Origin of the sequence: Acidovorax facilis, assembly GCF_050626955.1 — a bacterium.
In the GTDB taxonomy this organism is placed as follows: Bacteria; Pseudomonadota; Gammaproteobacteria; order Burkholderiales; family Burkholderiaceae_C; genus Acidovorax; species Acidovorax facilis.
In genome coordinates, this window is sequence record NZ_CP192460.1 from 3,392,589 (window position 1) to 3,416,363 (window position 23,775).

Annotated in this window: 19 protein-coding genes; 11 read left to right on the forward strand and 8 right to left on the reverse strand. The window is 65.2% G+C overall.

Annotated features, from left to right (window positions below):
* Positions 1 to 69 precede the first annotated feature (69 nt).
* The 4 genes from urtD to urtA all read right to left on the reverse strand — a co-directional run bounded on the left by urtD (position 70) and on the right by urtA (position 5,128).
* The gene (urtD, locus tag ACQ4MJ_RS15490) at positions 70 to 945 is read right to left on the reverse strand and encodes an urea ABC transporter ATP-binding protein UrtD (RefSeq protein ID WP_431152045.1); all 876 of its coding nucleotides are present in this window, start codon (positions 943 to 945) and stop codon (positions 70 to 72) included.
* The gene (gene urtC, locus ACQ4MJ_RS15495; RefSeq protein WP_431152044.1) at positions 942 to 2,078 is read right to left on the reverse strand and encodes an urea ABC transporter permease subunit UrtC; all 1,137 of its coding nucleotides are present in this window, start codon (positions 2,076 to 2,078) and stop codon (positions 942 to 944) included. The genes urtD and urtC overlap by 4 nt, the downstream gene beginning before the upstream one ends.
* A 21-nt stretch (positions 2,079 to 2,099) precedes the next feature.
* Positions 2,100 to 3,680 (reverse strand): urea ABC transporter permease subunit UrtB, encoded by a 1,581-nt coding sequence (gene urtB / locus ACQ4MJ_RS15500; protein WP_431152043.1) that lies wholly within the window; start codon positions 3,678 to 3,680, stop codon positions 2,100 to 2,102.
* 176 nt (positions 3,681 to 3,856) lie between these two features.
* Positions 3,857 to 5,128 carry an urea ABC transporter substrate-binding protein gene (gene urtA / locus ACQ4MJ_RS15505; protein ID WP_121423059.1) on the reverse strand — a complete coding sequence of 424 codons (1,272 nt, stop codon included), beginning with the start codon at positions 5,126 to 5,128 and terminating at the stop codon, positions 3,857 to 3,859.
* Positions 5,129 to 5,465: 337 nt separating this feature from the next.
* Here urtA and ACQ4MJ_RS15510 point away from each other — a divergent pair, with 337 nt between their 5' ends.
* The 3 genes from ACQ4MJ_RS15510 to ACQ4MJ_RS15520 all read left to right on the forward strand — a co-directional run bounded on the left by ACQ4MJ_RS15510 (position 5,466) and on the right by ACQ4MJ_RS15520 (position 10,445).
* The gene (locus ACQ4MJ_RS15510) at positions 5,466 to 7,736 is read left to right on the forward strand and encodes a molybdopterin cofactor-binding domain-containing protein (protein WP_431152042.1); all 2,271 of its coding nucleotides are present in this window, start codon (positions 5,466 to 5,468) and stop codon (positions 7,734 to 7,736) included.
* A 19-nt stretch (positions 7,737 to 7,755) separates the two neighbouring features.
* Complete coding sequence (locus tag ACQ4MJ_RS15515; RefSeq protein ID WP_228898656.1) at positions 7,756 to 8,214, forward strand: (2Fe-2S)-binding protein; 459 nt, start codon at positions 7,756 to 7,758, stop codon at positions 8,212 to 8,214.
* Between the two features lie 929 nt (positions 8,215 to 9,143).
* The gene (locus ACQ4MJ_RS15520) at positions 9,144 to 10,445 is read left to right on the forward strand and encodes a UDP-N-acetylglucosamine 1-carboxyvinyltransferase (RefSeq protein WP_431152041.1); all 1,302 of its coding nucleotides are present in this window, start codon (positions 9,144 to 9,146) and stop codon (positions 10,443 to 10,445) included.
* Positions 10,446 to 10,459: 14 nt separating this feature from the next.
* Here the strand turns inward: ACQ4MJ_RS15520 and ACQ4MJ_RS15525 are convergent, their stop codons facing one another.
* Both ACQ4MJ_RS15525 and ACQ4MJ_RS15530 read right to left on the reverse strand, forming a co-directional pair.
* Complete coding sequence (locus ACQ4MJ_RS15525; protein ID WP_121507372.1) at positions 10,460 to 11,524, reverse strand: sensor domain-containing diguanylate cyclase; 1,065 nt, start codon at positions 11,522 to 11,524, stop codon at positions 10,460 to 10,462.
* Positions 11,525 to 11,545: 21 nt separating this feature from the next.
* Positions 11,546 to 12,730 (reverse strand): DUF917 family protein, encoded by a 1,185-nt coding sequence (locus ACQ4MJ_RS15530; protein ID WP_431152040.1) that lies wholly within the window; start codon positions 12,728 to 12,730, stop codon positions 11,546 to 11,548.
* A gap of 268 nt (positions 12,731 to 12,998) precedes the next feature.
* Here ACQ4MJ_RS15530 and ACQ4MJ_RS15535 point away from each other — a divergent pair, with 268 nt between their 5' ends.
* Both ACQ4MJ_RS15535 and ACQ4MJ_RS15540 read left to right on the forward strand, forming a co-directional pair.
* Positions 12,999 to 13,685 (forward strand): DUF3334 family protein, encoded by a 687-nt coding sequence (locus ACQ4MJ_RS15535; protein ID WP_121422533.1) that lies wholly within the window; start codon positions 12,999 to 13,001, stop codon positions 13,683 to 13,685.
* A gap of 471 nt (positions 13,686 to 14,156) precedes the next feature.
* On the forward strand, positions 14,157 to 14,483 hold the full coding sequence (locus ACQ4MJ_RS15540) for a plasmid stabilization protein (RefSeq protein ID WP_431152039.1): 327 nt from the start codon (positions 14,157 to 14,159) through the stop codon (positions 14,481 to 14,483).
* 91 nt (positions 14,484 to 14,574) lie between these two features.
* Here ACQ4MJ_RS15540 and ACQ4MJ_RS15545 read toward each other — a convergent pair whose 3' ends face one another.
* Positions 14,575 to 15,645 (reverse strand): response regulator, encoded by a 1,071-nt coding sequence (locus ACQ4MJ_RS15545; RefSeq protein ID WP_228898667.1) that lies wholly within the window; start codon positions 15,643 to 15,645, stop codon positions 14,575 to 14,577.
* Positions 15,645 to 19,268 carry a hybrid sensor histidine kinase/response regulator gene (locus tag ACQ4MJ_RS15550; protein WP_431152038.1) on the reverse strand — a complete coding sequence of 1,208 codons (3,624 nt, stop codon included), beginning with the start codon at positions 19,266 to 19,268 and terminating at the stop codon, positions 15,645 to 15,647. The genes ACQ4MJ_RS15545 and ACQ4MJ_RS15550 overlap by 1 nt, the downstream gene beginning before the upstream one ends.
* A 147-nt stretch (positions 19,269 to 19,415) precedes the next feature.
* Here ACQ4MJ_RS15550 and ACQ4MJ_RS15555 point away from each other — a divergent pair, with 147 nt between their 5' ends.
* From ACQ4MJ_RS15555 to ureE, 6 genes are all read left to right on the forward strand, one after another.
* The gene (locus ACQ4MJ_RS15555) at positions 19,416 to 19,718 is read left to right on the forward strand and encodes an urease subunit gamma (protein WP_431152036.1); all 303 of its coding nucleotides are present in this window, start codon (positions 19,416 to 19,418) and stop codon (positions 19,716 to 19,718) included.
* 41 nt (positions 19,719 to 19,759) lie between these two features.
* Entirely contained in the window at positions 19,760 to 20,374 is a 615-nt protein-coding gene (locus ACQ4MJ_RS15560; protein WP_431152035.1) for a HupE/UreJ family protein, read from the forward strand.
* A gap of 25 nt (positions 20,375 to 20,399) precedes the next feature.
* Entirely contained in the window at positions 20,400 to 20,705 is a 306-nt protein-coding gene (locus ACQ4MJ_RS15565) for an urease subunit beta (protein ID WP_431152034.1), read from the forward strand.
* A 112-nt stretch (positions 20,706 to 20,817) separates the two neighbouring features.
* Positions 20,818 to 22,536 (forward strand): urease subunit alpha, encoded by a 1,719-nt coding sequence (gene ureC / locus ACQ4MJ_RS15570; RefSeq protein ID WP_431152032.1) that lies wholly within the window; start codon positions 20,818 to 20,820, stop codon positions 22,534 to 22,536.
* A gap of 12 nt (positions 22,537 to 22,548) precedes the next feature.
* Complete coding sequence (locus ACQ4MJ_RS15575; protein ID WP_431152030.1) at positions 22,549 to 23,037, forward strand: GNAT family N-acetyltransferase; 489 nt, start codon at positions 22,549 to 22,551, stop codon at positions 23,035 to 23,037.
* 70 nt (positions 23,038 to 23,107) lie between these two features.
* A complete protein-coding gene (gene ureE / locus ACQ4MJ_RS15580; protein ID WP_431152029.1) occupies positions 23,108 to 23,770 on the forward strand; it encodes an urease accessory protein UreE in 663 nt (220 codons plus the stop codon).
* The last annotated feature ends 5 nt before the right edge of the window (positions 23,771 to 23,775 follow it).

Genomic DNA, 23,775 nt, shown 5'->3' on the forward strand with positions numbered 1-23,775 from the left:
TCGACAGGCTCAGCCCGAACGGATAGCGGACGTTCTCAAGACCAAAGGAACCAGAGCGGCAAAGCACCATCACCGCCCCAAATAAACCTCAATCACCCGCTCATCCGCCTGCACCTGGTCCAGCGTCCCCTGCGCCAGCACAGACCCATCACACAACACCGTCACGATCTCAGAAATGGTGCGAATGAAAGACATGTCGTGCTCCACCACCATCAACGAATGCTTGCCCTTCAACGTCAAGAACAGCTCCGCCGTGCGCGCCGTCTCTTCATCCGTCATCCCCGCCACCGGCTCATCCAGCAACAACAACTTGGGGTCCTGCATCAGCAGCATGCCAATCTCGAGCCACTGCTTTTGCCCATGACTCAGGTTCCCCGCCATGCGCGCCACGCTGTCTGCCAGATGAATCGTGTGCAGGATCTCGGCCAGCCGGTCCGACTGCATTGAGTCGAGACGGAAGAACATGCTCGACGTCACGCCCTTGTGCGTCTTCAAGGCCAGTTCCAGGTTCTCGAACACACTGAGATGCTCAAACACCGTGGGCTTCTGAAACTTGCGGCCGATCCCCAGGCTAGCGATCTCCGGCTCGTTGTGGCGCAGCAGGTCGATGGTCGAGCCGAAATACACCGTGCCGCTGTCCGGCCGCGTCTTGCCGGTGATGATGTCCATCATCGTCGTCTTGCCCGCACCATTGGGGCCGATGATGCAGCGCAGCTCGCCGGGTGCGATGTCCAGGCTCAGGTTATTGATGGCTTTGAAGCCGTCAAAGCTTACGTTCACATCTTCCAGGTACAGGATGCGGCCGTGGGTGATATCCACCTCGCCGGGCGTGGCGATGCGCGAGAAGCCTGCAGTGCGGCCACCGGATTCGGTCTGGCCCAGCGCAGCAGGTGCCAGCCGGGCCTGAATGCGCCGCGCGCCTTCGTCCATCAGATCAGGCGTCATGGCGCGGCTCCTTCGGTCTTCTTGTTGTTGTTCTTCTTCAACTTCTTCACCAGGCCCACCACACCATCGGGCAGGAACAGCGTGACGGCGATGAACAGCGCGCCCAGAAAGTACAGCCAGAACTCTGGCGCCGTCACGGTGAGCCAGCTCTTGGCACCGTTGACGATGAACGCCCCCACGATGGGCCCGATCAGCGTGGCGCGGCCACCCACTGCAGCCCACACTGCGATCTCGATGGAGTTGGCGGCGCTCATCTCGCCGGGGTTGATGATGCCGACCTGGGGCACATACAGAGCGCCCGCCACGCCGCACATCATGGCGCTGATGGTCCAGATGGTGAGCTTGTAGGGCAGCGGCGAGTAGCCCGAGAACATGACGCGCGTTTCGGCATCGCGCACCGCCTGCAGCACGCGGCCAAACTTGCTGCGCACCAGCCAGCGGGCCAGCAAAAAGAACACCAGCAACGTCACGCCCGTGAGCACGAACAGCGTCATGCGCATGTTCTGTGTGGCCAGGGGCATGCCCAGAATGCGCTTGAAGTCGGTAAAGCCGTTATTCCCGCCAAAGCCCGTCTCGTTGCGAAAGAACAGCAGCATGGCCGCATAGGTCATGGCCTGGGTGATGATGGAGAAATACACACCCTTGATGCGCGAGCGGAAGGCGAAGTAGCCGAACACAAACGCGATCACGCCGGGCACCGCCACGATGAGGATTAAGGTGGCCACAAAGCTGTCGGACAGCGCCCAGTGCCAGGGCAGCTCCTTCCAGTCGAGGAACACCATGAAGTCGGGCAGGTCGCTCTTGTAGTTGCCGTCGCGGCCGATCTGGCGCATGAGGTACATGCCCATCACATAGCCCCCCAAAGCGAAGAACAGGCCGTGGCCCAGGCTCAGGATGCCGGTGTAGCCCCAGATCAAGTCCATGGCGAGTGCGCAGATGGCGTAGCACATGATCTTGCCGAGCAGCGCCACGGCGTAGTCCGACAGGTGGAACATGCTGCCTGCGGGCACCCACAGGTTGAGCACGGGGGCCACGGCGCACACCACGATGAGCGCAACGAAGAAGGCCGACCAGCCGCCGCGCGTGAGCAGCGGCGCCGGAGCAGGAAGTTGGATAGGAGATGGCGTAGTCATATCAGTCTGTCTCTATCGGCCTCAATCGGCCGTACGCCCCTTGACCGCAAAGATGCCCTGCGGCCGCTTCTGGATGAAGATGATGATGAATACCAGCACGGCGATCTTGGCCAGCACGGCGCCCGTCCAGCCTTCGAGGAACTTGTTGAGCACACCAAGGCCCAGCGCGGCATACACGGTGCCGGCCAGCTGGCCCACGCCGCCCAGCACTACCACCATGAACGAGTCCACGATGTAGCTCTGCCCCAGGTCGGGCCCCACGTTGCCCACCTGGCTCAGCGCACAGCCCGCCAGGCCCGCGATGCCCGAGCCCAGCGCAAAGGCATAGGTATCCACCCGCGCCGTGTTCACGCCCATGCACGAGGCAATGGGCCGGTTCTGCGTCACACCGCGCACAAACAGGCCCAGGCGCGTTTTGCTGATGAGGAAGGCCACACCGGCCAGCACCGCCAGCGCGAAGGCGACGATGATCACGCGGTTCCAGGGCAGCTGCAGGTTTTCCATGAGCTGCACGCCGCCGCTCATCCACGCGGGGTTTTCCACGCCCACGTTTTGCGCACCGAACACGGTGCGCACCAGCTGCTGCAGCATCAGGCTGATGCCCCAGGTGGCCAGCAGCGTCTCCAGCGGGCGGCCATACAAGAAGCGGATCACGCTGCGCTCCAGCACCGCGCCCATCAGGGCTGACGCCATGAACGCCACCGGCACGGCCGCGACCAGGTACCAGTCGAACGCACCCGGAAAGTACCGCTGGAACACACCCTGCATCACATAGGTGGCATAGGCGCCGATCATCATCAGTTCACCGTGGGCCATGTTGATCACGCCCATCAGCCCGTAGGTGATGGCCAGGCCCAGCGCCACCAACAGCAGGATGGAGCCCAGGCTGATGCCAGTGAACAGCGCGGCCAGCTTCTCGCCCCACTGCAAGCGGCCTTCCACCGCAGTCAGGGCGGCCTGGATGGCAGTCTTGACCTGCGGATCCTGTTCATTGCGCAGCTGCTCCAGCAGCACGGTGCGCGTGCCGGGGTTGCCGCTGGTGGCCAGATACTGCGCGGCCTTCAGGCGTTGCGACGCATCGCTGCTCGCCAGCAGGATGCGCGCGCGGATGGCTTCGAGCCGGGCTTGCAGGGCAACGTCCTTCTCGGCGGCAAGGGCCTTCTCGATGAGGGGCAGACGCGCCTCGTCGGTCTCTTCGCGCAGCGCGTCGATGGCGGTGCGGCGCTGGGCCACATCGGGCGACAGCAGTTGCAGCGAAGCCAGCGCTGCGTCGAACTCGCCCCGCATGCGGTTGTTGTTGACGATGTCTTCGGCATCGTCGGGCACGGTCACCTCGGCGCCACTCACCGGGTCGTAGCCCTTGTCGTCTTTCATGACGATGGCCTTGTCGCCTGCGATCTTGACGGCGTCTTCACCCATGGCGCGGATAAAGGCCAGCGTGGCGTCGTCGGGTGTGGCAATGGCCTGCTGCAGCGCGGCGATGCGCTCGTCGGTATCGCCACTGGCCATGGCCCGCGCCGCCTCGGCCGTGAGTGCGTGCGCCTGCACGGCTGCACACAGCAGCAGGCAGGCGATCAGGCGGGAAAAGATGGATGAAAGCATGGCACAAGCCGGTGGCGTCTGAAAAAGCAGCGGGCCGCGGAACATGCGCGGACCCAGGCCAGGGATGCCGCGGAACCGGCTTTGCCGGGCCGCTGGCATCGTCCCCCCTCCCGCATCGCGCAGCGAGGCGAGAGAGGGGGTGAAGGCGCGCTAGCGCCTCAGGGGGGTGTACCGAATTACAGCTTCGACTTGCCGTCCGGCTCGTCCTTCTTCTTGTCGTTGCCTTCGATGTACGGGCTCCATGGCTTGGCCTTTACCGGGCCGGGGGTCTTCCACACCACGTTGAACTGGCCATCGGCCTTGATCTCGCCGATGAACACGCTCTTGTGCAAGTGGTGGTTCTTCTCGTCCATCTTGCTCACGATGCCCGAGGGCGCCTTGAAGGTCTGGCCGGCCATGGCGGCAATCACCTTGTCGGTGTCAGTGCTCTTGGCCTTGGTCACGGCCTGGGCCCACATGTTGATGCCGATGTAGGTGGCTTCCATCGGGTCGTTGGTGAGCGGCTTGTCCTTGTGGCCAGCGATACCCTTGGCCTTGGCGTAGTCGCTCCACTTCTTGATGAACTCGGTGTTGGCCGGGCTCTTGATGGACTGGAAGTAGTTCCATGCGGCCAGGTGGCCCACCAGCGGCTTGGTGTCCACGCCGCGCAGTTCTTCCTCACCCACCGAGAAGGCGACCACAGGCACGTCCTTGGCCTTCAGGCCTGCGTTACCCAGCTCTTTGTAGAACGGCACGTTCGAGTCGCCGTTGATGGTGGAGACCACCGCCGTCTTGCCGCCCTGGCTGAACTTCTTGATGTCGGCCACGATGGTTTGGTAGTCAGAGTGGCCGAACGGGGTGTACTTCTCGTCGATGTCGCTGTCCTTCACGCCCTTGGACTTGAGGTAGGCGCGCAGGATCTTGTTGGTGGTGCGGGGGTACACATAGTCTGTGCCCAAGAGCACCCAGCGCTTGGCGCTGCCGCCGTCCTTGCTCATCAGGTAGTCCACCGCAGGGATGGCTTGCTGGTTGGGCGCGGCGCCGGTGTAGAACACGTTCTTGGACAGCTCTTCACCCTCGTACTGCACGGGGTAGAACAGCAGGCCGTTCATTTCTTCAACCACGGGCAGCACCGACTTGCGCGACACCGAGGTCCAGCAGCCGAAGATGACCGAGACCTTGTCCTGGCCGAGCAGCTGCTTGGTTTTTTCAGCGAACAGGGGCCAGTTGGAGGCCGGGTCCACCACCACGGGTTCGAGCTTCTTGCCCAGCACGCCGCCCTTGGCGTTGATCTCGTCGATGGCCATGAGCACAGTGTCTTTCAACACGGTCTCGGAGATGGCCATGGTGCCCGACAGGCTGTGCAGGATACCGACCTTGATCGTGTCCTGGGCGTGGGCTGGCAGCGCAGACAGGCCAGCGAGCGTAGCGACGGCCGCAAGGGCTTTGAGGGAATAACGACGTTGCATGTGTGCTTCTCCGGTGGTGGTTTCAATCAATCAAACCGCTTCGCTCGCCGGTCCCTTGCGGGGCCCTGGGTGATCGAGCGATGGAATGGATTCTGGAGAGCGGGGCCTGCTTGGGAAATACGCCGGGTGGCGTACACGGTGGCACGGCGCGAACGCGTAAAGCCAGGTCACCCGCGTTGTGTCGGGTAGGCGAAACGCTATGCAATCAGTAGCTAATAGCGCTTTATATATAAGCGCTGGAGGCCAAAAACACTCAAAATCTGCGGCAATCCCGGTGGTGGAGAAACGCCTCTCGGATTTACGATGGGCGGCTAAGGCCCCAATAAGGAATGAACCCATGGTGAAACGACGCACAGTGCTCCTCGGCGGCGCCGCAACAGCGGGCGCGCTGGTCATTGGCTGGGGCGTGATGCCGCCACGCCAGCGCCTGCACCCGTCCGACCCGCTGCCGCAGACCAGCGGACAGGCCGCGTTGAACGGCTGGGTCAAAGTGGGGGCCGACAACACCGTGACGGTGATGATGGCCAAGTCCGAAATGGGCCAGGGCGCGCACACGGGCCTGGCCGCCATCCTGGCCGAAGAGCTGGACGCCGACTGGGCGCAGGTGCGGCTGGAGATGACGCCCATCGACGACATCTACAACAACCTCGCCACGGTGGTGGACGGCCTGCCCTTTCACCCCGACAACGACGGCTCGATGAAAGCCGTGGCGGGCTGGCTGACGGCCAAGACCATGCGCGAGGTGGGCGTGATGATGACGGGCGGATCGAGCAGCATCAAAGACCTGTGGCTGCCCATGCGCGAAGCTGGCGCCCATGCGCGTGCGATGCTGATCCGCGCTGCCGCTTCGCAGTGGGGCGTGCAGGCGACCGAGTGCACGGCCAACGCAGGCTGGGTAGAACACTCTGCAGGCCAGCGCGCCACCTTTGGCGAACTGGCCGCCCTGGCCGCGCAGCAGCCCATGCCGGGCAAGGTCACGCTGAAAGAGCCCGCGCAGTTCAAGCTGATCGGCAAGCCGCTCACGCGCATCGAGGCGCCGTCCAAACTCGACGGCACGGCCGTGTTCGGCATCGACGCCAACCCGCCCGGCCTGCTGCACGCCAGTCTCGTAATGTGCCCCACGCGCGGCGGCAAGGTGGCCCGCTTTGATGCAGCCGCCGCCCAGAAGCTGCCCGGCGTGAAGCACGTGCTCGAAGTGGCGCCCTACCACGGCGGCACGGGCGGTGTGGCCGTGATTGCCGACACGCCGTGGCACGCCAAAAAGGCCGCCGCCGCAGTCACCGTGGAATGGGACCACGGCCCCGCCGCCACCTTGTCGAGCGACACCGTGATGGCGCGACTGGCCCAGGCGCTGGACCAGGCCAAAGGCTTTGGCTACCACAGCGCGGGCGATGTGGACGCGGCCATGCAAGGCGCTGCGACCACCATCACCGCCGACTACCGCGCGCCCTACCTGGCCCACGCCGCGCTGGAGCCCATCAACTGCACAGTGCAGTTCAAAGACGGCGCTGCCACCGTGTGGACATCCACCCAGGTGCCGGGCCTGGCGCGCCGCGCGGCGGCCAAGGCGCTAGGCATCGACGACGAAAAAGTGACCTTGCACCAGCTGCTGCTGGGTGGCGGCTTTGGCCGCAGGCTGGAGGCCGACTACGTGGCCCAGGCCGCCGCCATAGCCAAGGTGGCCGGTGGTGCGCCGGTGCAAACGCTGTGGAGCCGCGAGCAGGACACGCAGCACGACTTCTACCGCCCGGCCTGCATGGCCCGCTTCAAGGCGGGGTTTGACGCGCAGGGCCAGCTGGTGGCTTGGCACAACGTGTCGGTGGGCCAGGCCATCGTGCCGCAGGTGCTGGTGCGCACCTTTGGCCTCGCAGGCGCAGGGCCGGACAAGACCACGTCCGAAGGCGCGTTCGACCAGCCCTACGAATGGCCCCATGCGCGCATTGCGCACGAGATCGTCGACCTGCCGCTGCCGGTCGGCTTCTGGCGCTCGGTCGGACACTCGCACCAGGCGTTTTTCAAGGAAAGTTTTGTGGACGAGGCCGCAGCAGCGGCCAAGCAGGACCCGGTGGCGTTTCGCGCCGCACTGCTGCAAAAGCACCCGCGCCATCTGAAGGTGCTGCAAAAGGCGGCCGAGCTGGCGGACTGGGGAAAACCGCTGGCACCGGGTGCAGCGGGCGAGAAGCGTGCGCGCGGCGTGGCATTGCACCAGTCGTTCGGCTCCATCGTGGCGCAGGTGGCCGAAGTGTCGGTGGGGGCGGACAAGGCCATCCGCGTGCACCGCGTGGTGTGCGTTGTCGACTGCGGCGCGGCCATCAACCCCAACCTGATTGCGCAGCAGATGGAAAGCGGCGTGGTGTTTGGCCTCACGGCGGCGCTGTATGGCGAGATCACACTGAAGGACGGGCAGGTGCAGCAGAGCAATTTTCACGATGTGCCACTGCTCCGCATGGCCGACTGCCCGCGTGTGGAAACGCACATCATCGACAGCGCCGAGCCGCCAGAAGGCGTGGGCGAGCCGGGCGTGCCGCCCATTGCGCCCGCCGTGGCCAATGCCCTTTTCGCACTCACCGGTCAGCGCCTGCGCGCCCTGCCGCTGAAGCTGGCCTGAATCGATTCAAGGAACCACCATGTCCACGACCTTGCGCATCAACGGCAAAGCCATCTCCGTCACCGCCGAACCCGACACCCCGCTGCTGTGGGTGCTGCGCGGCGAGCTTCACATGAACGGCACCAAGTTTGGCTGCGGCATGGCGCTGTGCGGCGCCTGCACCGTGCATCTGAATGGCGAGCCCGTGCGCGCCTGCATCACGCCCCTCTCGGCCGTGGGCGATGCCGATGTGACCACCATCGAGGGCCTGCAAGGACCCGAAGCCACGGCCCTGCGCACCGCATGGACGGTGCTGGATGTGGCGCAGTGCGGCTACTGCCAGAGCGGGCAGTTGATGTCAGCCTGCGCGCTGCTCAAGAAAACACCCAAGCCCAGCGATGCGGACATTGATGCGGCGATGGGGGGCAATGCGTGCCGGTGCGGGACGTATCCGAGGATTCGAGCGGCGATTCATCAGGCGGCTGAGGGGCGGGGTTGATTTTTGGTTGTGTCTGCCGCTGGCGCTTGTCCATAAAGCGCTTATAGCTATTATTTTTGCAGCATACCCCATGCTGTCGGCCATTCGAGCTGAGTTTGTCAGGGTCTGATCGGTTCATCTGCCCGTTCGGGCTGAGCTTGTCGAAGCCCTGCACTGGCCGATTCCCATGCCTTTGCAGAGGGCGGAGGCCGGGGTGTGCGCCCGGCGGCGCAGTAACTTTCTCTTGCCTCGCCAAGAGAAAGTCACCAAAGAGAAGGCGACCCTACACGCTGCGTCCCTTCGCTTCGCTGCGGGCAACCTGCGGTGCTCGCGTCCAGCGGGGTCTCGCTCGAACTCGCTCCACTTCGTTGCGCTCAGACAATCGCGAGCCCTGATCCGCTGGCCGCTGCGCTCCTCAGCGCATCCTGAAGGGAACCCGGGGAGCGGACATCCACTCGGGCCATTGCTTCGCTGCGCTGCGCTCGGCCCACAACGCGCGGGCGCTTCGCGCCGCGACCGCGAGGCCGAGCGAAGCAATGGCCCGTGTGGCTGTGCGGCTGTTGGATGTTCGGGTGCCCAACCCCCTGCTGGCTGCGCCTGCGGCGGGGCGGTTGCGGGGTGAGCATGGGCGTCGCAGCGCCCATGCCTCGTGAACTGACTCGCCGTGGTTGTCCGAGCGGCGCGCGCCAGCGCAAAGCGAGTTCCACGGCGCACCCCGCAACCGCCCCGCCGCAGGTTGCCCCTTCGCAACGCGAAGGGGTCGCAGACTGGGGGTCGCCCTTTCTTTGGTGACTTTCTTTCGGCGACGCGAAAGAAAGTTACCGCGCTGCCGGGCGCGCTCCCCGGCCTCCGCCCACAAACCAGGCACACCGCCCCCATACACACAACCCAGTTAGAGTATCGACCTCGCGCAACCCCTGGCCCGCCCAGGCCTCTTCTCCTCCCTCCCCATGTCCAACCTCGTCGTCCACGGCGGCACCCCGCTGCGGGGCCGCATCATTCCTTCTGCCAACAAGAACGCGGTGCTGCCCGTGCTCTGCGCCACGCTGCTCACCAACGAGCCACTCAGGCTGCTCGGCGTGCCCGACATCACCGATGTGCGCAAGATCCTCGACATCTTCCGCACGCTGGGCAGCGATGTGCAGATGGACCACGCCACTTGCACACTGAACCTGCACCACCACGCCACCACGTTCGACGCGGCCCACCACCGCCTGCCCGAGGAAATGCGCTCGTCCATCATGCTGGTGCCCCCGCTGCTGGCGCGCTTTGGCGTGGCGCGGCTGGAGGACAACGTCAAGGGTTGCACCCTGGGCGTGCGCGAGATCGACCCGCATGTGGAGGTGTTCCACCGCTTTGGCGGGCGCGTGGAACGGGCCGAAGGCTCGCTGCTGATCCGCTGCGACGGCAGGCTGCAGGCCAACCACCACTGGCTGGACTACGCATCGGTCACCACCACCGAGAATTTCGTGCTGTGCGCCGCCACGGCCGAAGGCACGTCGGTGCTGACCAATGCCGCGTCGGAGCCGCATGTGCAGGAGTTCTGCCGCTTCATGACCATGATCGGCGTGCGCATTGAGGGCATGGGCACGTCGCGCATCACGGTGCACGGCGGCACCACCCTGCGCGGTGGCGAGTTCCGCTTTGACGAAGATTTTCACGAGATCACCACCTTCCTCGCCTTGGGTGCGATCACGGGGGGCGACGTGGTGGTGAAGAACAGCGCGCCCGAGAACTTTCCGCTCATCGACCGCACCTTTGCCAAGTTTGGCGTCACGATCACGCACGAGGACGGCTGGTCGCGCGCGCACTGCGCGGGCCCGCTCAAGGTGCAGACGCCGTTCACCAGCAATGTGCTGACCAAGGTGGAGGCGGCGCCCTGGCCGTACTTTCCGGTGGACCTGCTGCCCATCTTCATCGCCCTGGGTGTGCGGGCCGAGGGCAATGCGCTGTTCTGGAACAAGGTGTACGACGGCGCTTTAGGCTGGGCGGGCGAGCTGTCGAAGTTTGGCGCGCATGTGTTCCAGTCCGACCCGCACCGGCTGGTCACCTTTGGCGGCAACCCGCTGACGCCTGCGGTGGTCGAGAGCCCCTACATCATCCGCGTGGCGATTGCGCTCTTCATGGTGGCGGCGAGCACCCCCGGGCGCTCGGAGATCCGCAACGCCACACCCATCCGCCGCGCCCACCCGCACTTCGTGGAGAACCTGCGCAGCCTGGGCGTGCAGGTGGAGTGGACGAGCGAGGAGTGAGGAGCGGACGGTGCTCAGGCGGTGACAACGCCGTCTGCGTCTGCGTCTTCGTCCGGCTCGATGAGTACATGGACCGCAGGGGCCCCACCCTGCTGCACATCGGCGCAGTACACGGCGTTGCGCCCCGTGCCCTTGGCGCGGTACAGGGCCTTGTCGGCACGGTTGACCAGCTCTTCAAAGCCGATGCCCGAGCCCTTGTGCATCGTGGCCACACCGATGCTCACGGTGACCGAAGCGCTCGCACCCTGCTCATTCACGGGCACGCTCAACGCGGCCACATCGTGGCGCAGTGATTCGGCCACACGCAAGGCGCTGACGCCATCGGTTTCGGGCAATACGATCACAAACTCCTCGCCCCCGAACCGCGCCACGATGTCCACACCGCTGCGCTTGCGCGCCGCGCAGGCCTGGGCCACGGCGCAGATCACGCGGTCTCCCGCAAGGTGCCCCCAGGCGTCGTTGACCGTCTTGAACAGGTCAATGTCCACCACCAGCAGGGACAGCGGGTGGTCAAAACGCTCGGTGCGTTTGCATTCGTTCGCGCCCAGTTCCATCAGCGTGCGCCGGTTGGCCAGGCCCGTCAGCGAGTCATTGGCGGCCAGCAACTCCAGCGCGGTATTGAGCTCTTGCAGCAGCTTGTTCTGCTCCAGCAGCTGCTGGTTGATCTGCGCAATCTCGTCTTCCTTCTGCTTGCGGTCATGGATGTTGAAGGTGACGCCAATCAACCGCTTGCCGGGCGTGGCGCTGCTTCGGTCCATGATGCGGCCGTAGTTGGCAAACCAGATCCACTCGCCCGCCTTGGAGCGCAGCCGGAACTCGGCACGGTACTGCGGTGTGATGCCTGCCACGTGGTCGGCCACCGCCTGCTTGACGCTTTCCAGGTCGCCAGGGTGGAACAGGCCAAAGATGTCCTGCACGCCCGTCACGATTTCGTCCTGGGTAAAACCCAGCTCCTCAAAGGTCTTGGTGGCCTTGTGGGTGACCTGGCCGCTGACCAGATCGTTCTCCCACAGGTCCAGCCCGGCGGCCTCCAGCACCAGCTCCAGCCGCTCCTTGTTCAGGTCTGCTTCATCACCCATGGCGGCAAAAACCTTGATTCTTCAGGCCGACGGCATCGCCCCGGCGTAACCCATGTTGCGCAGCAAACCGGCAAACGAAGCCACGACACCCGGGGTGTTGAAAAGCTGGGGGGCCGTCTGTACGGCGATCACGCTCACCATCTGGCCCGTGCTTTTGCCTGTGGCGGCGTCAAAGTACAGGGCCAGGTCGTCACTGGCGTTGGAGAAGCCTCGGCCCGTGCTTTCCGAGTAGTAGCAGATGGAGTCGGGGGCGATGACATCGGGCGCCACGCTCGCAGACGAGTACATGATGAGGTTCTCGTTCAGGTTGTACAGATAGTGCGTCTCGGTGCTCAGGCTCGGGTCCTGTGTGTTGTCCAGGCGGATGATGCCCGAATCCAGCGACGCGCTGGAGGTGGACTGCGTGACCGAGGTGATGAAAAAATTGGTCACCACCGCGCTGGCTGGGCGGCCGGTGATCATGGTGATCACGTCCGCCACGGCAGCAGTGGCGGGCGGCGTGGCGGCCTGCAGCAGAAACTGCCCCAGCCCCCGCGCCTGCTCCAGCGTGCCCGGAATGTAGCTGCCCGACAACGCAAAACCGTTGCCCGCGTTGGAGGGCCACATGGCAATGCCCGAATACCCGCCAAACCCGGCCACCACGCCACCCGCCAGGGTCTCCACGCGCGCAGCGGTAGAAGCGCCCAGCACGGCGGATTCCAGATCCACCAGCGTAGAGGCATCGCTGGCCAGCACAGCGGGGCACGGCGCAAGCTGCGCACCGCCGGTGAAGGTGGTCTGGGGCAGTTCGGGCACGGCACGGCCGGCGCCATCGCCGTTGACCACCCAGACCGCGCCCTGCGACATGGCCGCGCCAATGAGCGGCACCAGCGAATTGATGGGCCCGATCTCCACAGGGATCAAGGCGCCCAGCAGGGCACCGATACTGGCCTCCATCACGGCCACGGTGTTGCTGACCGAGTTCTGCACCGCAGACAGCGTGAGGCTGTCGGCCGCATCGGGCGAGCCCATGATGGCGAGCACACAGGCGTTGGTGGCGCCGTCATAGTCCTGCACCGTGACCGTGCCGCTCCAGCCCTGACCAGCCAGCTCCTGAAGGATCGAACAAGCGTCGTGGTAACTGCCGCCCCCCCCACTGGCCAAAACCGCTGCGCCCGCCGCAATCGATTGGAAATCGGCCAACCCATAGTTATAGACAACACCCATCTGGCGCCCCTCTCTTTTGGTATGGGAGGCACGATACGCCTGCCCGGTTGGTTGTCAATCCGCTGCATCCCATGCGGGCCCAGGGCGCCAACGTGGTATGACCCGGATCAAGGGCACGCAAGTTCTGCGCCCAAGAACCGCACGGCCAACACCCGCAGCTGAGCGCATCAGGGCGGAAAGCACTCTGGCCTCGCGGTGCGCCATCGCCTATGCTCTGTCTGCGTTGCAGTTTTGTTGTTGTTTTTCCTGGCAGATGCCTACCCACACCATGAGCCTCCCCGATAAATCCCCCGTCTACGGCACCGAAGATCTGCTGATCAGCCTGTGCAACTCCGTCACCCGGGTCTTGAACGTGGCCACCCACAGCCAGATCCACTACTCCGGCATGGTGCAGCGCATCAGCAAGACGTGCCTCAAGCCCGACATCGGCTGTTTTGTGCTGTTCGATGGCGGCTTCTCGGGGCTGGTCATCATCAACTTCTCGGCCCAGGCCGCGATGGAGCTGTATGCCAACTACCTGCTGAACATGGGCATGTCCAAGGACGATCTGGTCAGCTCCTACACGTCGGACGAAGTGAGCAATGTGATGGGCGAGCTGATGAACCAGGTGGTGGGCGACTTCACCGGCAAGGTGCGCCGCGAGCTGCAGACCCACATCACCCAGAACCAGCCCAAGATGCTGGTGCTGAACAAGCAGGTGATGCTGAGCGTGGACGCCAACCTGGACAAGCCCGAAGCCCGGCGCGTGACCTTCTATACCAGCAACAACAACATCTTCTACCTGGAACTGGCCATCGACCGCACCGAGTTCATCAAGCTCTACGACTTCGAGGCGCAGGAAGTGCCGGATGCCGACGCGCTGATGGCCCAGTCGCAAGAAGCCCCTCCCGTGCCCGCGCCACCGCCTGCGGGGCAGGACGACACGGACGCACTGCTGAAGTCGCTGGGGATGTAGTTCATTCAAAAATAATAGCTATAAGCGCTTGTCAAATAAGCGCTACAGCCGTTTTTTGACCCAACTAGTCCACTGAAACCGAGAAATCGGCTGTTCGTGAGGGTCTGGCAGGGCCTCCCTCTAGGCGGCGGGCGCAGGCGGGTTGCACACCCGGCGAGCACGGCAACGACAAGGGCGGCCCTGCCAGGCCCTCACCCTTCGAGCCGGGGTGGCAGCAGGCGCATCGCTGCGTTGCGTTGCGGACTTTGCCAAGGCGGCCAGCCTTGGCCGCAGCCCGCGCCTTGCGCTGCACCCGCTGCCACCTCGGCGCACAGCCGATTTCTCGGTTTCAGTGGACTAGGGCGTACCACTCCCTTCAGAAGACATGCGGGGCATGCGTCCTACACCCGCCCCCGCGCAACACTGACCGGGGCCGCCGGGCCAGGGCCTAAGCTGAAACGCTCATCACCCTGCCACTCGAAGGAGCCCACCATGCCACGCGGAACCTGGAGCGCCAAACGCGAGCGCCAGTACGAACACATCAAGGACAGCCTGCTGGAACGCGGCAAGGACGAAGACACGGCCGAGGAAATCGCGGCCCGCACGGTCAACAAGGAACGCGCACAGCACGGCGAAAGTAAAACCGCCGCCCCTCAGACCCTGCGTGCCACGCCTGCGCCCGTGCGCGGAGGCAGGAACTCGCACCGTGGCCCGCAGGGGCGCACCCGGGATCAGCTCTACGAAGACGCCAAACGGCAGGGGATCAAGGGGCGCTCAAAAATGAACGAGCAAGAGCTGGAGAAGGCTGTGGGCCGCTGACGCGCGGCCTACGGCGGTCACACTGGCTCTTCAAAATTCATAGCTACCAGCGCTTTAGCAACAAGCGCTAGCGGCCAAAAACACCAAAAATCTATCCCTCAAACTGCGGGTGCAGCTGCCGGATGCGGTTCATCGCCATCGCCGCCGCCGCAGTGCGCGTCTCCACCCCCAGCTTGGCGAACACGCGCTCCAGGTGTTTCTTCACCGTGGCGGGGCTCGCGCCCAGGATGTCGCCGATGTCGCGGTTGATCTTGCCCTTGACCACCCAGTACAGCACCTCGGCCTCGCGCGCGGTGAGCTTGAAGGACAGGCTCATGGATTCGATGATTTTTGCGTCGGACACCTCGCGCATCACGATGAGCCAGTCGCCGCCGCCGGCGCTGTCCCCCGCCTGCTGGTGCAGCCGGAAGGTGAGGCGGCGGGCGCCCTGCTCCACAGCCAGGCGGGGAGGCTCGGCCAGCGATGCAGCCAGCAGCTCGGCCGCGTTGTCGGCCAGCACATGGCGACGCAGCCAGGCCTGCACCGCCTCGGGCGCCCATTGGCCAAAGGCGGTGGGCGTGCCATCGGGGCTCACTTCACCAAAGTAGCTTTGCAGCAGCTCGCGCGCCAGCGGGGTTTGCCAGACGATGCGGCCGTCCGACGCACGCACGGTGATGCTGGCGTAGCCAAACGCATCGAGCGCGTTGCGCGCCTCGCGGGCCTGGCGGGCGTCCTGCCGGGCCTTGCGGGCTGCGCCCAGGTGCACGCCCATGCGCGCCATCACCTCGCGGGGCTTGATGGGCTTGGTGACGTAGTCCACGCCACCCGCCTCCAGCGCGGCCACGAGGTGCTCGGTCTCGGTCAGGCCGGTCATGAAGATGATGGGGATGTGCGCCGTGGCGGGCGATGCCTTCAGGCGCCGCGCCACTTCAAAACCGTCCATGCCGGGCATCATGGCGTCGAGCAGCACAATGTCGGGCAGGGCCTGCGCGGCACGCTGCAAGGCCGCCTCGCCATGCGTGGCGACCAGCACGGTGTAGCCCGATTCATCCAGCGCGTCGTGCAGCACGGCCAGGTTGTCGGGCACGTCGTCCACGATCAGCACCACGTCGCTGTCGGTGCGGTCCAGCGCTGCACCGGGCGCTGCAGACGCGTGCAAGGAAGATGGGTTGGCGGTGGTCATCACGAGGGTGCCTGCTCCAGGATCTGGCCCATGGCATCGAACTGGAACTGCTTGGCCAGCTGCCGCATGGTGCCCACAAAAGCGCTGTGCGCGGGCTGGCTGCGTTCAATGTCGTCCAGCGTGTTGAGGATGCCACGGTAGTAGCCCAAAGACACCGCCTGGGCCAAGGCGGCAAGGGCGGTGGTGTCGGGGTACGTGAGGGGCGCATCCGCTGCCGCAGGCAAGGCGGGGGTCGTATTGGCTTCGCCGTATTGCCACTGCAACCCCAAACGGCGCTCCAGCCAATCGAGCAGCTCGCTGTGGCGCACGGGCTTGACGATGAAGTCTTCGGGGCGGATCTCCACGTCGTTGTCCAGCGCCTTGTCAAACGCATTGGCGGAAACAATGGCGCAATGCACGTTCGGCAACCGCATCTGCCGCACGCGCCGCAAAGTCTCCCACCCGTCGATGCCCGGCATGGCCAGGTCCATGAAGATGGCGTGCGGCCGGTAGCCGGTGGCCAGCAGATCCAGCGCATCATGGCCGCTGGCCGCCTGGCGCAGCTCAAAGCCCAGGGGTTCGAGCAGTTGCACCAGCAGCTCGCGGTCGGGCTCTTCGTTGTCCACGACCAGGATGCGGCGGCGCTCGCCGGCATACCCTCTGCGCGCGCGCTGGGCTCGCACAGCCACAGGCGCCGCCGCCTTGCCCAGCGCATCCCCATGCACCTCGGGCAGAAACAGCTTGACGTGGAACACCGAGCCCACGCCTGGGGTGCTGCTCACCGTCAGCTCGCCGCCCATGAGCGCGGTGAGCATCTTGGCAATGGTCAGGCCCAGGCCTGCGCCCGGCGCGGCCGCGGTGTTGCCACCGCCCGAGCCGCCGCGCGCAAAGGGCTCGAAGATGCGCTCGATCTCCTCGGACGTGAGGCCTGGTCCGGTGTCCTGCACCTCGATGCGCGCCATTTCGCGTGCATAGCGCACGCGCAGCGTGACGGTGCCGTGCGCGGTGAATTTGACGGCGTTGCCCAGCAGGTTGATGAGGATCTGGCGCAGGCGCTTTTCGTCGGCACGCACCACTTCCGGAATCACGCCCAGCACATCAAACTGGAAGGCCAGGCCCTTGGCCGCGGCCTGCAGTTCAAACAGGCTGGCCATCTCGTGCAGGCCATCGGCAAAACGCATGGGCGTCACGTCCAGCGTGAGCTTGCCGGATTCGATGCGCGCAATATCGAGCGTGCCCTCGATGAGCGAGAGCAGGTGCTCGCCGCCCCGGCGGATCACATGCACCGCCTGCTTGCGGTGCGGGGGCACTCCCGCGTCCTCGCCCATGAGCTGCGCGTAGCCCAAGATGGAGTTGAGCGGCGTGCGGATCTCGTGGCTGATGGCGCTGATGTAGCGGCTTTTGGCGTGGTTGGCCTGGTCGGCGGCGCGCTTGGCTTCTTCGGCCACCTGGCGCGCCTGCTCGGCCACGCTGCGCGCGGTCTGCAGGGCCTCGTCGGTCTGGCGGTGCAGCTCGATCTCGCGCACCAATAGGCCCGTCTGCCGATTGGATTCCTCCTGCGCCACCTGGCGGCTTTTGTGCGCCAGCACCAGCCACCAGGCCACGATGCCCGAAATGACCAGCAGTGCAAGATAGGCCTTGAGCAGGCCCGAGCGCAGCGCCACTTCGGGTGCCGCCATCACCTCGGTGTCAGTGGCCGCCTGGGCGATGGTGTTGAGCTCCTGGTGGTACAGCAGCCCCATCACCGAGGCCAGCAGCGGCGCTATCACCAGCATCAGCAGCAGGAAGTGCCCCAGGCCCGTGTCCAGATAGCGCCACATGGCGCGCGGCAGCACCCAGCGCAGCGCGGCGGACCATTGCACCGCCATACTGGCGTGGGGTTTGCAAAGGTCGCCGCAGCGCGCATCGAGCGTGCAGCACAGCGAGCAGATAGCCCCCCGGTAAGCAGGGCACTGGGCCATGTCCGGGGCTTCGTACTCGCGCTCGCAGATCACGCAGCGCTGCACGGTGTAACGCACATAGCTGCCCAGGTCAGCACCTTGTTTGCCGCTGACCGGACCGTGCATGGGCACCGCCACCACATCGGTCACCGCAGCGGGATCGGGCTGGCGCGCAATGTAGTAGCGCCCTCCAGTGGCCCAGGCAATGAGCGGTGCGGTGACAAAGGCCACCGCCATCGCAATCACCGCCGAGAACGCCTGCGGCAGCGGTCCGAACAGGCCCAGGTGCGCGCTGATGGACAGGATCGACGCGAGCGCCATCGAGCCCACGCCCACTGGGTTGATGTCGTACAGATGCGCGCGCTTGAACTCGATGCCCTTGGGCGACAGGCCCAGCGGCTTGTTGATGACGAGGTCGGCCACCACCGACATGATCCAGGCGATGGCGATGTTGGAGTACAGCCCCAGCACCTCGCCCATGGCGCGGAACACGTTCATCTCCATCAGCATGAAGGCGATGAGGGTGTTGAACACCACCCACACCACGCGCCCCGGGTGGCTGTGGGTAAGGCGCGAAAAGAAGTTCGACCACGCCAGCGAGCCTGCGTAGGCGTTGGTCACATTGATCTTGAGCTGCGAGACCACCACAAACAACGCCGTGGCCGCCACCGCCCAGCCGTAGTGGGGGAACACGTATTCATACGCGGCCAGGTACATCTGGTTGGGGTCCACCGCACGCTCGGCAGGCACCATGTGCGTGAGCGCCAGATAAGCCAGCAGCGCGCCGCCCAGCATCTTGAGCACGCCCAGCACCACCCAGCCCGGCCCGCCCACCAGCACGCCCAGCCACCAGCGCCCACGTGTGGCGGGGGTGGATGCGGGCATGAAGCGCAGGTAGTCGGCCTGCTCCCCCATCTGGGTAATGAGCGCAATACCGACCGTGAGCGCCGCACCAAACAAGGGCAGTTGGAATGTGGCGCCCCGCATTGATTCACCACCGTAGTGCACGATGCCGGAAAACGCACCAGGATCGCGCACGATCACATACACAAACGGCACCACCAGCATCACCAGCCACAGCGGCTGTGTCCACATCTGCAGGCGGCTGATGGCCGACACGCCGTGGGTGACCAGCGGAATCACCACAATGGCGCAGATCAGGTAGCCCCAGGTGGGCGGGATGTCGAGCGCCAGCTCCAGCGCATAGGCCATCACCGCAGCCTCCAGCGCGAAGAAGATGAAGGTGAAGCTCGCGTAGATCAGCGAGGTGAGCGTGGAGCCGATGTAGCCAAAACCCGCGCCGCGCGTGAGCAGGTCCATGTCCACCCCGTAGCGCGCGGCGTACACGCTGATGGGCAGTCCTGCCAGAAAGATGATGAGCCCCGTGGCCACGATGGCCCAGAAGGCGTTGATGAAACCGTACTGCACCAGCAGCGTGGCGCCCACGGCTTCCAGTATCAGGAAAGACGCAGCCCCGAACGCTGTGTTGGCCACGCGCCATTCAGACCATTTGCGAAAGCGCTGCGGGGTGTAGCGCAGTGCGTAGTCCTCCATGGTCTCGGTGGCGACCCAGCTGTTGTAGTCGCGTCGGACCTTGACCACCTGTTGCGGGGCCTGCTGGGGTTCATGTGCAGCCATGCCCGGCTCTGTCGGCTGCAACGGTGCGGCGTCAGCGGGGGCGATAGAAGCGGCGTGAGAAGGCATGGGCAATGGCGGCGTTAACCCATTCCGGTGCAGTTTCCATGCCACTGCCAACCCACATGAGCACAGCCCCTGCGCCAGATGACGTATGGCGGGCACGGGGCTTGCTGCCTAAGATGGGCTCGCTTCCACTAGATCACCCGGTACACCATGGAACTCACCCCTCGCGAAAAAGACAAGCTGCTGATCTTTACCGCCGCCCTGCTGGCAGAACGCCGCAAGGCCCGGGGCCTCAAGCTGAACTACCCCGAGGCCGTGGCCCTGATCAGCGCCGCCGTGATGGAGGGTGCGCGCGACGGGAAAACCGTGGCGCAATTGATGAGCGAGGGCCGCAGCGTGCTGACCCGCGCCGATGTGATGGACGGTATCGCCGAGATGATTCCGGACATCCAGATCGAGGCCACGTTCCCCGATGGCACCAAGCTGGTCACCGTCCATCAACCGATCGTCTGACCCCCTTTCTCTCTGTCCCTCGTTCTCTCTGTGGAGCCCCCATGCGCATCGCACTCTCACACCGCCACACAGCCGCTCTCCTTTTCATAGCTGCCAGCGCAATCAGCACGTGCGCCAACGCCCATACCGGCGCTGAATCCCACATCCACAACAGTTTTTTCAGCGGCTTTGCCCACCCCCTGTTCGGCCTGGACCACCTGGCCGCCATGGTGGCCGTGGGCCTGTGGAGCGCCCTGGCCGCGCGCAGCGCCGGGCGCGAACTGCTATGGGGCCCCGTGGGCTTTGCGGCCATGCTGCTGGTGGGCGCCGTGCTGGGCCTGCAGGGCGCGGACCTGCCTGCGGTGGAGCCGATGATTGCCGCGTCGCTGCTGGTCACCGGTCTGCTGGTCGTGTCGCGCCTGCGCGTGCCCGGACTGGTGGCGGCGCTGGGTGTGGGCGTGTTCGCTGTCTTCCACGGCGTGGCCCATGGCTACGAACTGGCAGGCAGCGACAGCGCCTGGCAAACCCTTGCGGGCATGCTGACCGCCACCGTGCTGCTGCATGGCACGGGTCTCGCGGCGGGCTGGGCACTGCGCCATCGCCATGTCTGGCTGGCGCGCGCCGCAGGTGCGGGCGTGGCGGTGTTCGGTGGTGCGCTGCTCGCGCAAATGGCCTGACCCGTTGACCCACCAGGAGCACGCAATGATCCCAGGCGAACTCTTCACCGAACCCGGCGAACACCCGCTCAACACCGGCCGCCGCACCCTCACGCTGGTGGTGCGCAACACCGGCGACCGCCCCATCCAGGTCGGCTCGCACTACCACTTTGCCGAAACCAACAACGCCCTGGGCTTTGACCGCGCCGCCGCACGCGGCATGCGGCTGAACATTGCGTCGGGCACCGCCGTGCGCTTTGAGCCCGGCCAGGAGCGTACCGTGGAGCTGGTGGATTACGCGGGCGAGCGCCGGGTGTACGGCTTTCAGGGCCTGACGCAGGGTGCGCTGTAGCACTGAACCACCAAAATTTGAGCCAAATTGGCCTCTAGTGCTTGATAGATAAGCGCTGGCAGCTATTAAAACAATAGTATTTATCGCCCACCGGAAAGCGGAGCACCCCACCATGGCAACCATTGGACGACGCGCCTACGCCGAAATGTTTGGCCCCACCGTGGGCGACCGCGTGCGCCTGGCCGACACCGAACTCATTCTCGAAGTCGAGGCCGATCACACGCTGCGCGCAGGCAGCTACGGCGAAGAGGTGAAGTTTGGCGGCGGCAAGACCATCCGCGACGGCATGGCACAAAGCCAGCGCAGCAACGCTCAGGGGGCGGTGGACACGGTGCTGACCAATGCCCTCGTGGTGGACCACACCGGCATCTTCAAGGCGGATATTGGATTGCGCGCAGGCCGCATAGCCGCCATCGGCAAGGCCGGCAACCCCGACACCCAGCCGGGCGTGGACATCATCATCGGACCCGGCACCGAGGTCATCAGCTGCGAGGGCAACATCGTCACTGCAGGCGGCATCGACAGCCACATCCACTTCATCTGCCCGCAGCAGATTGAAGAGGCCCTGGCCAGCGGCGTGACCACCATGCTGGGCGGCGGCACCGGCCCCGCCACCGGCACGCTGGCCACCACCTGCACCTCGGGCCCCTTCAACATGGAGCGCATGCTGCAGGCCGCCGACGCTTTCCCGATGAACCTGGGCTTTCTCGGCAAAGGCAATGCCAGCCTGCCCGATGCCCTGCATGAGCAGATCAACGCAGGCGCCATTGGGCTCAAGCTGCACGAAGACTGGGGCACCACGCCGTCGGCCATCAGCAACTGCCTGGACGTGGCCGAAGAAACCGACACGCAGGTGGCCATCCACAGCGACACGCTCAACGAATCGGGATTTGTGGAGAACACCATTGCCGCCGTGGGTGGGCGCGGCATCTGCGCCTTCCACACCGAAGGCGCGGGCGGCGGGCACGCGCCCGACATCCTGCGCGTGGTGGGCGAAGACAACTTCCTGCCCAGCTCCACCAACCCCACCATGCCGTACACGCACAACACGCTGGACGAGCATGTGGACATGCTCATGGTGTGCCACCACCTTGATGCCAGCATTGCCGAAGACCTGGCCTTTGCCGAAAGCCGCATCCGCAAGGAGACGATTGCCGCGGAAGACATCCTGCACGACCTGGGCGCCATCAGCATGATGTCCAGCGACAGCCAGGCCATGGGCCGCGTGGGCGAAGTCATCCTGCGCACTTGGCAAACCGCGCACAAGATGAAGGTGCAGCGCGGCAGCCTGCAAGGTGACACCGCCCGCAACGACAACACGCGCATCAAGCGCTACGTGGCCAAGTACACCATCAACCCCGCCATTGCGCACGGCATCAGCCATGAAGTGGGTTCGCTCGAAGTGGGCAAATGGGCCGACATCGTCATCTGGAAGCCCGCATTCTTCGGCGTGAAGCCCGCGCTGATCCTGAAGGGCGGCCTGATCGCCATGGCGGCGATGGGTGACCCGAACGCCTCCATCCCCACGCCCCAGCCCGTGCACTACCGGCCCATGTTCGGCGCGTTTGGCGGAGCGGTTACCAAGACCTCCCTCACCTTTGTCTCGCAGGCGGGTTTGGCGGCGGGCATCGGTGAGCGCTTCGGACTGCGCAAAACGCTGAGCGCGGTGCGCAACATCCGCAGCGTGCGCAAGCAGCACATGGTGCACAACAGTTACACGCCCAAGATGGAAATCGACGCGCAGACTTATTCGGTACGCGCAGATGGGCAGTTGCTCACTTGCGAGCCCGCCACCGTGCTGCCCATGGCGCAGCGCTACTTTTTGTTCTGAGGCCCACGTCCCATGAGCGCCGTATTGCAAGATCTGATGATCCGCCTGGACGACCTGAGCGACCCGCGCATTGAAGCCTTCATGCAAGAGCACCTGGTGGACATGCGCGCCGTTTCACCGCCTGAAAGCGTGCACGCGCTGGACATGGACCAGTTGCGCCAGCCGAACATTGCGTTCTGGTCTGCCTGGCTGACCGGAGGGGATGGCGACATGCTGGTGGGCACGGGCGCGCTCAAGCGGCTCGATGCCGGCCACGCTGAACTCAAATCCATGCGCACCAGCACCCGCCATCGCGGCCGGGGCATTGCGCGCCAGCTGCTGAACCATTTGCTGCAAGAGGCCCGCGCACGCGGCTTTGCCCGCGTGAGCCTGGAGACGGGTACGCAACCGTTCTTCGACCCCGCGCGGCAGCTCTACCTGCAGAACGGCTTCGTCGAATGCGGCCCTTTTGCCGACTACTGCCTCGACCCTTACAGCTTCTTCATGACCCGTACGCTGTAAACAAACGCGCTCCCCAGGGTTGAGCCCCTGGCACACAATGCGCGTTTGCCCGCTGCAACAAAGAATCTCCATGATCCAAGCCTCCAAACTGATCCCCCAAGGCAAGGGCCTTGCGCCCGTACTGGTCAAGCGCGCCACCACCATCGAGCTGGACTGGGACGTGCGCCAGAAAAGCCGCTTTGCCGCCACCGACTCCGCCGGGCGCGAGCTGGGCATCTTCCTGCCGCGCGGCACGCTGGTGCGCGGCGGTGACGTGCTGGTGGCCGAAGACGGCTCCATGGTCCGCGTCATCGCCGCACCGCAGCCCGTGCTGGTCATCACGCACTGCACACAGCACGGCACCCCCTTCGACCTGACCCGCGCCGCCTACCACCTGGGCAACCGGCACGTGCCCATCGAGCTGCAGCCCGACCACCTCAAGATCGAACCCGACCACGTGCTGGCCGACATGCTGCGCGCGATGCACCTGATCGTGACCGAGCAGAACTTGCCCTTTGAACCCGAAGGCGGGGCCTATGCGGCGGGACACGGTGGCGGGCACCACCACCATGGTGGGCATGATCACGGACATGACCATGGGCACGATCGTGATCACGATCACGATCACGATCACAGCCATGATCACAGCCACGCAGCAGCAAGCACCGCAGCCCCAGGCCCCGGGCGCACCGTGTCCATCCCCGTGGTGGCCCAGGGGCATGTGCACGGCCCCCACTGCAACCACGACCACTGACTCCC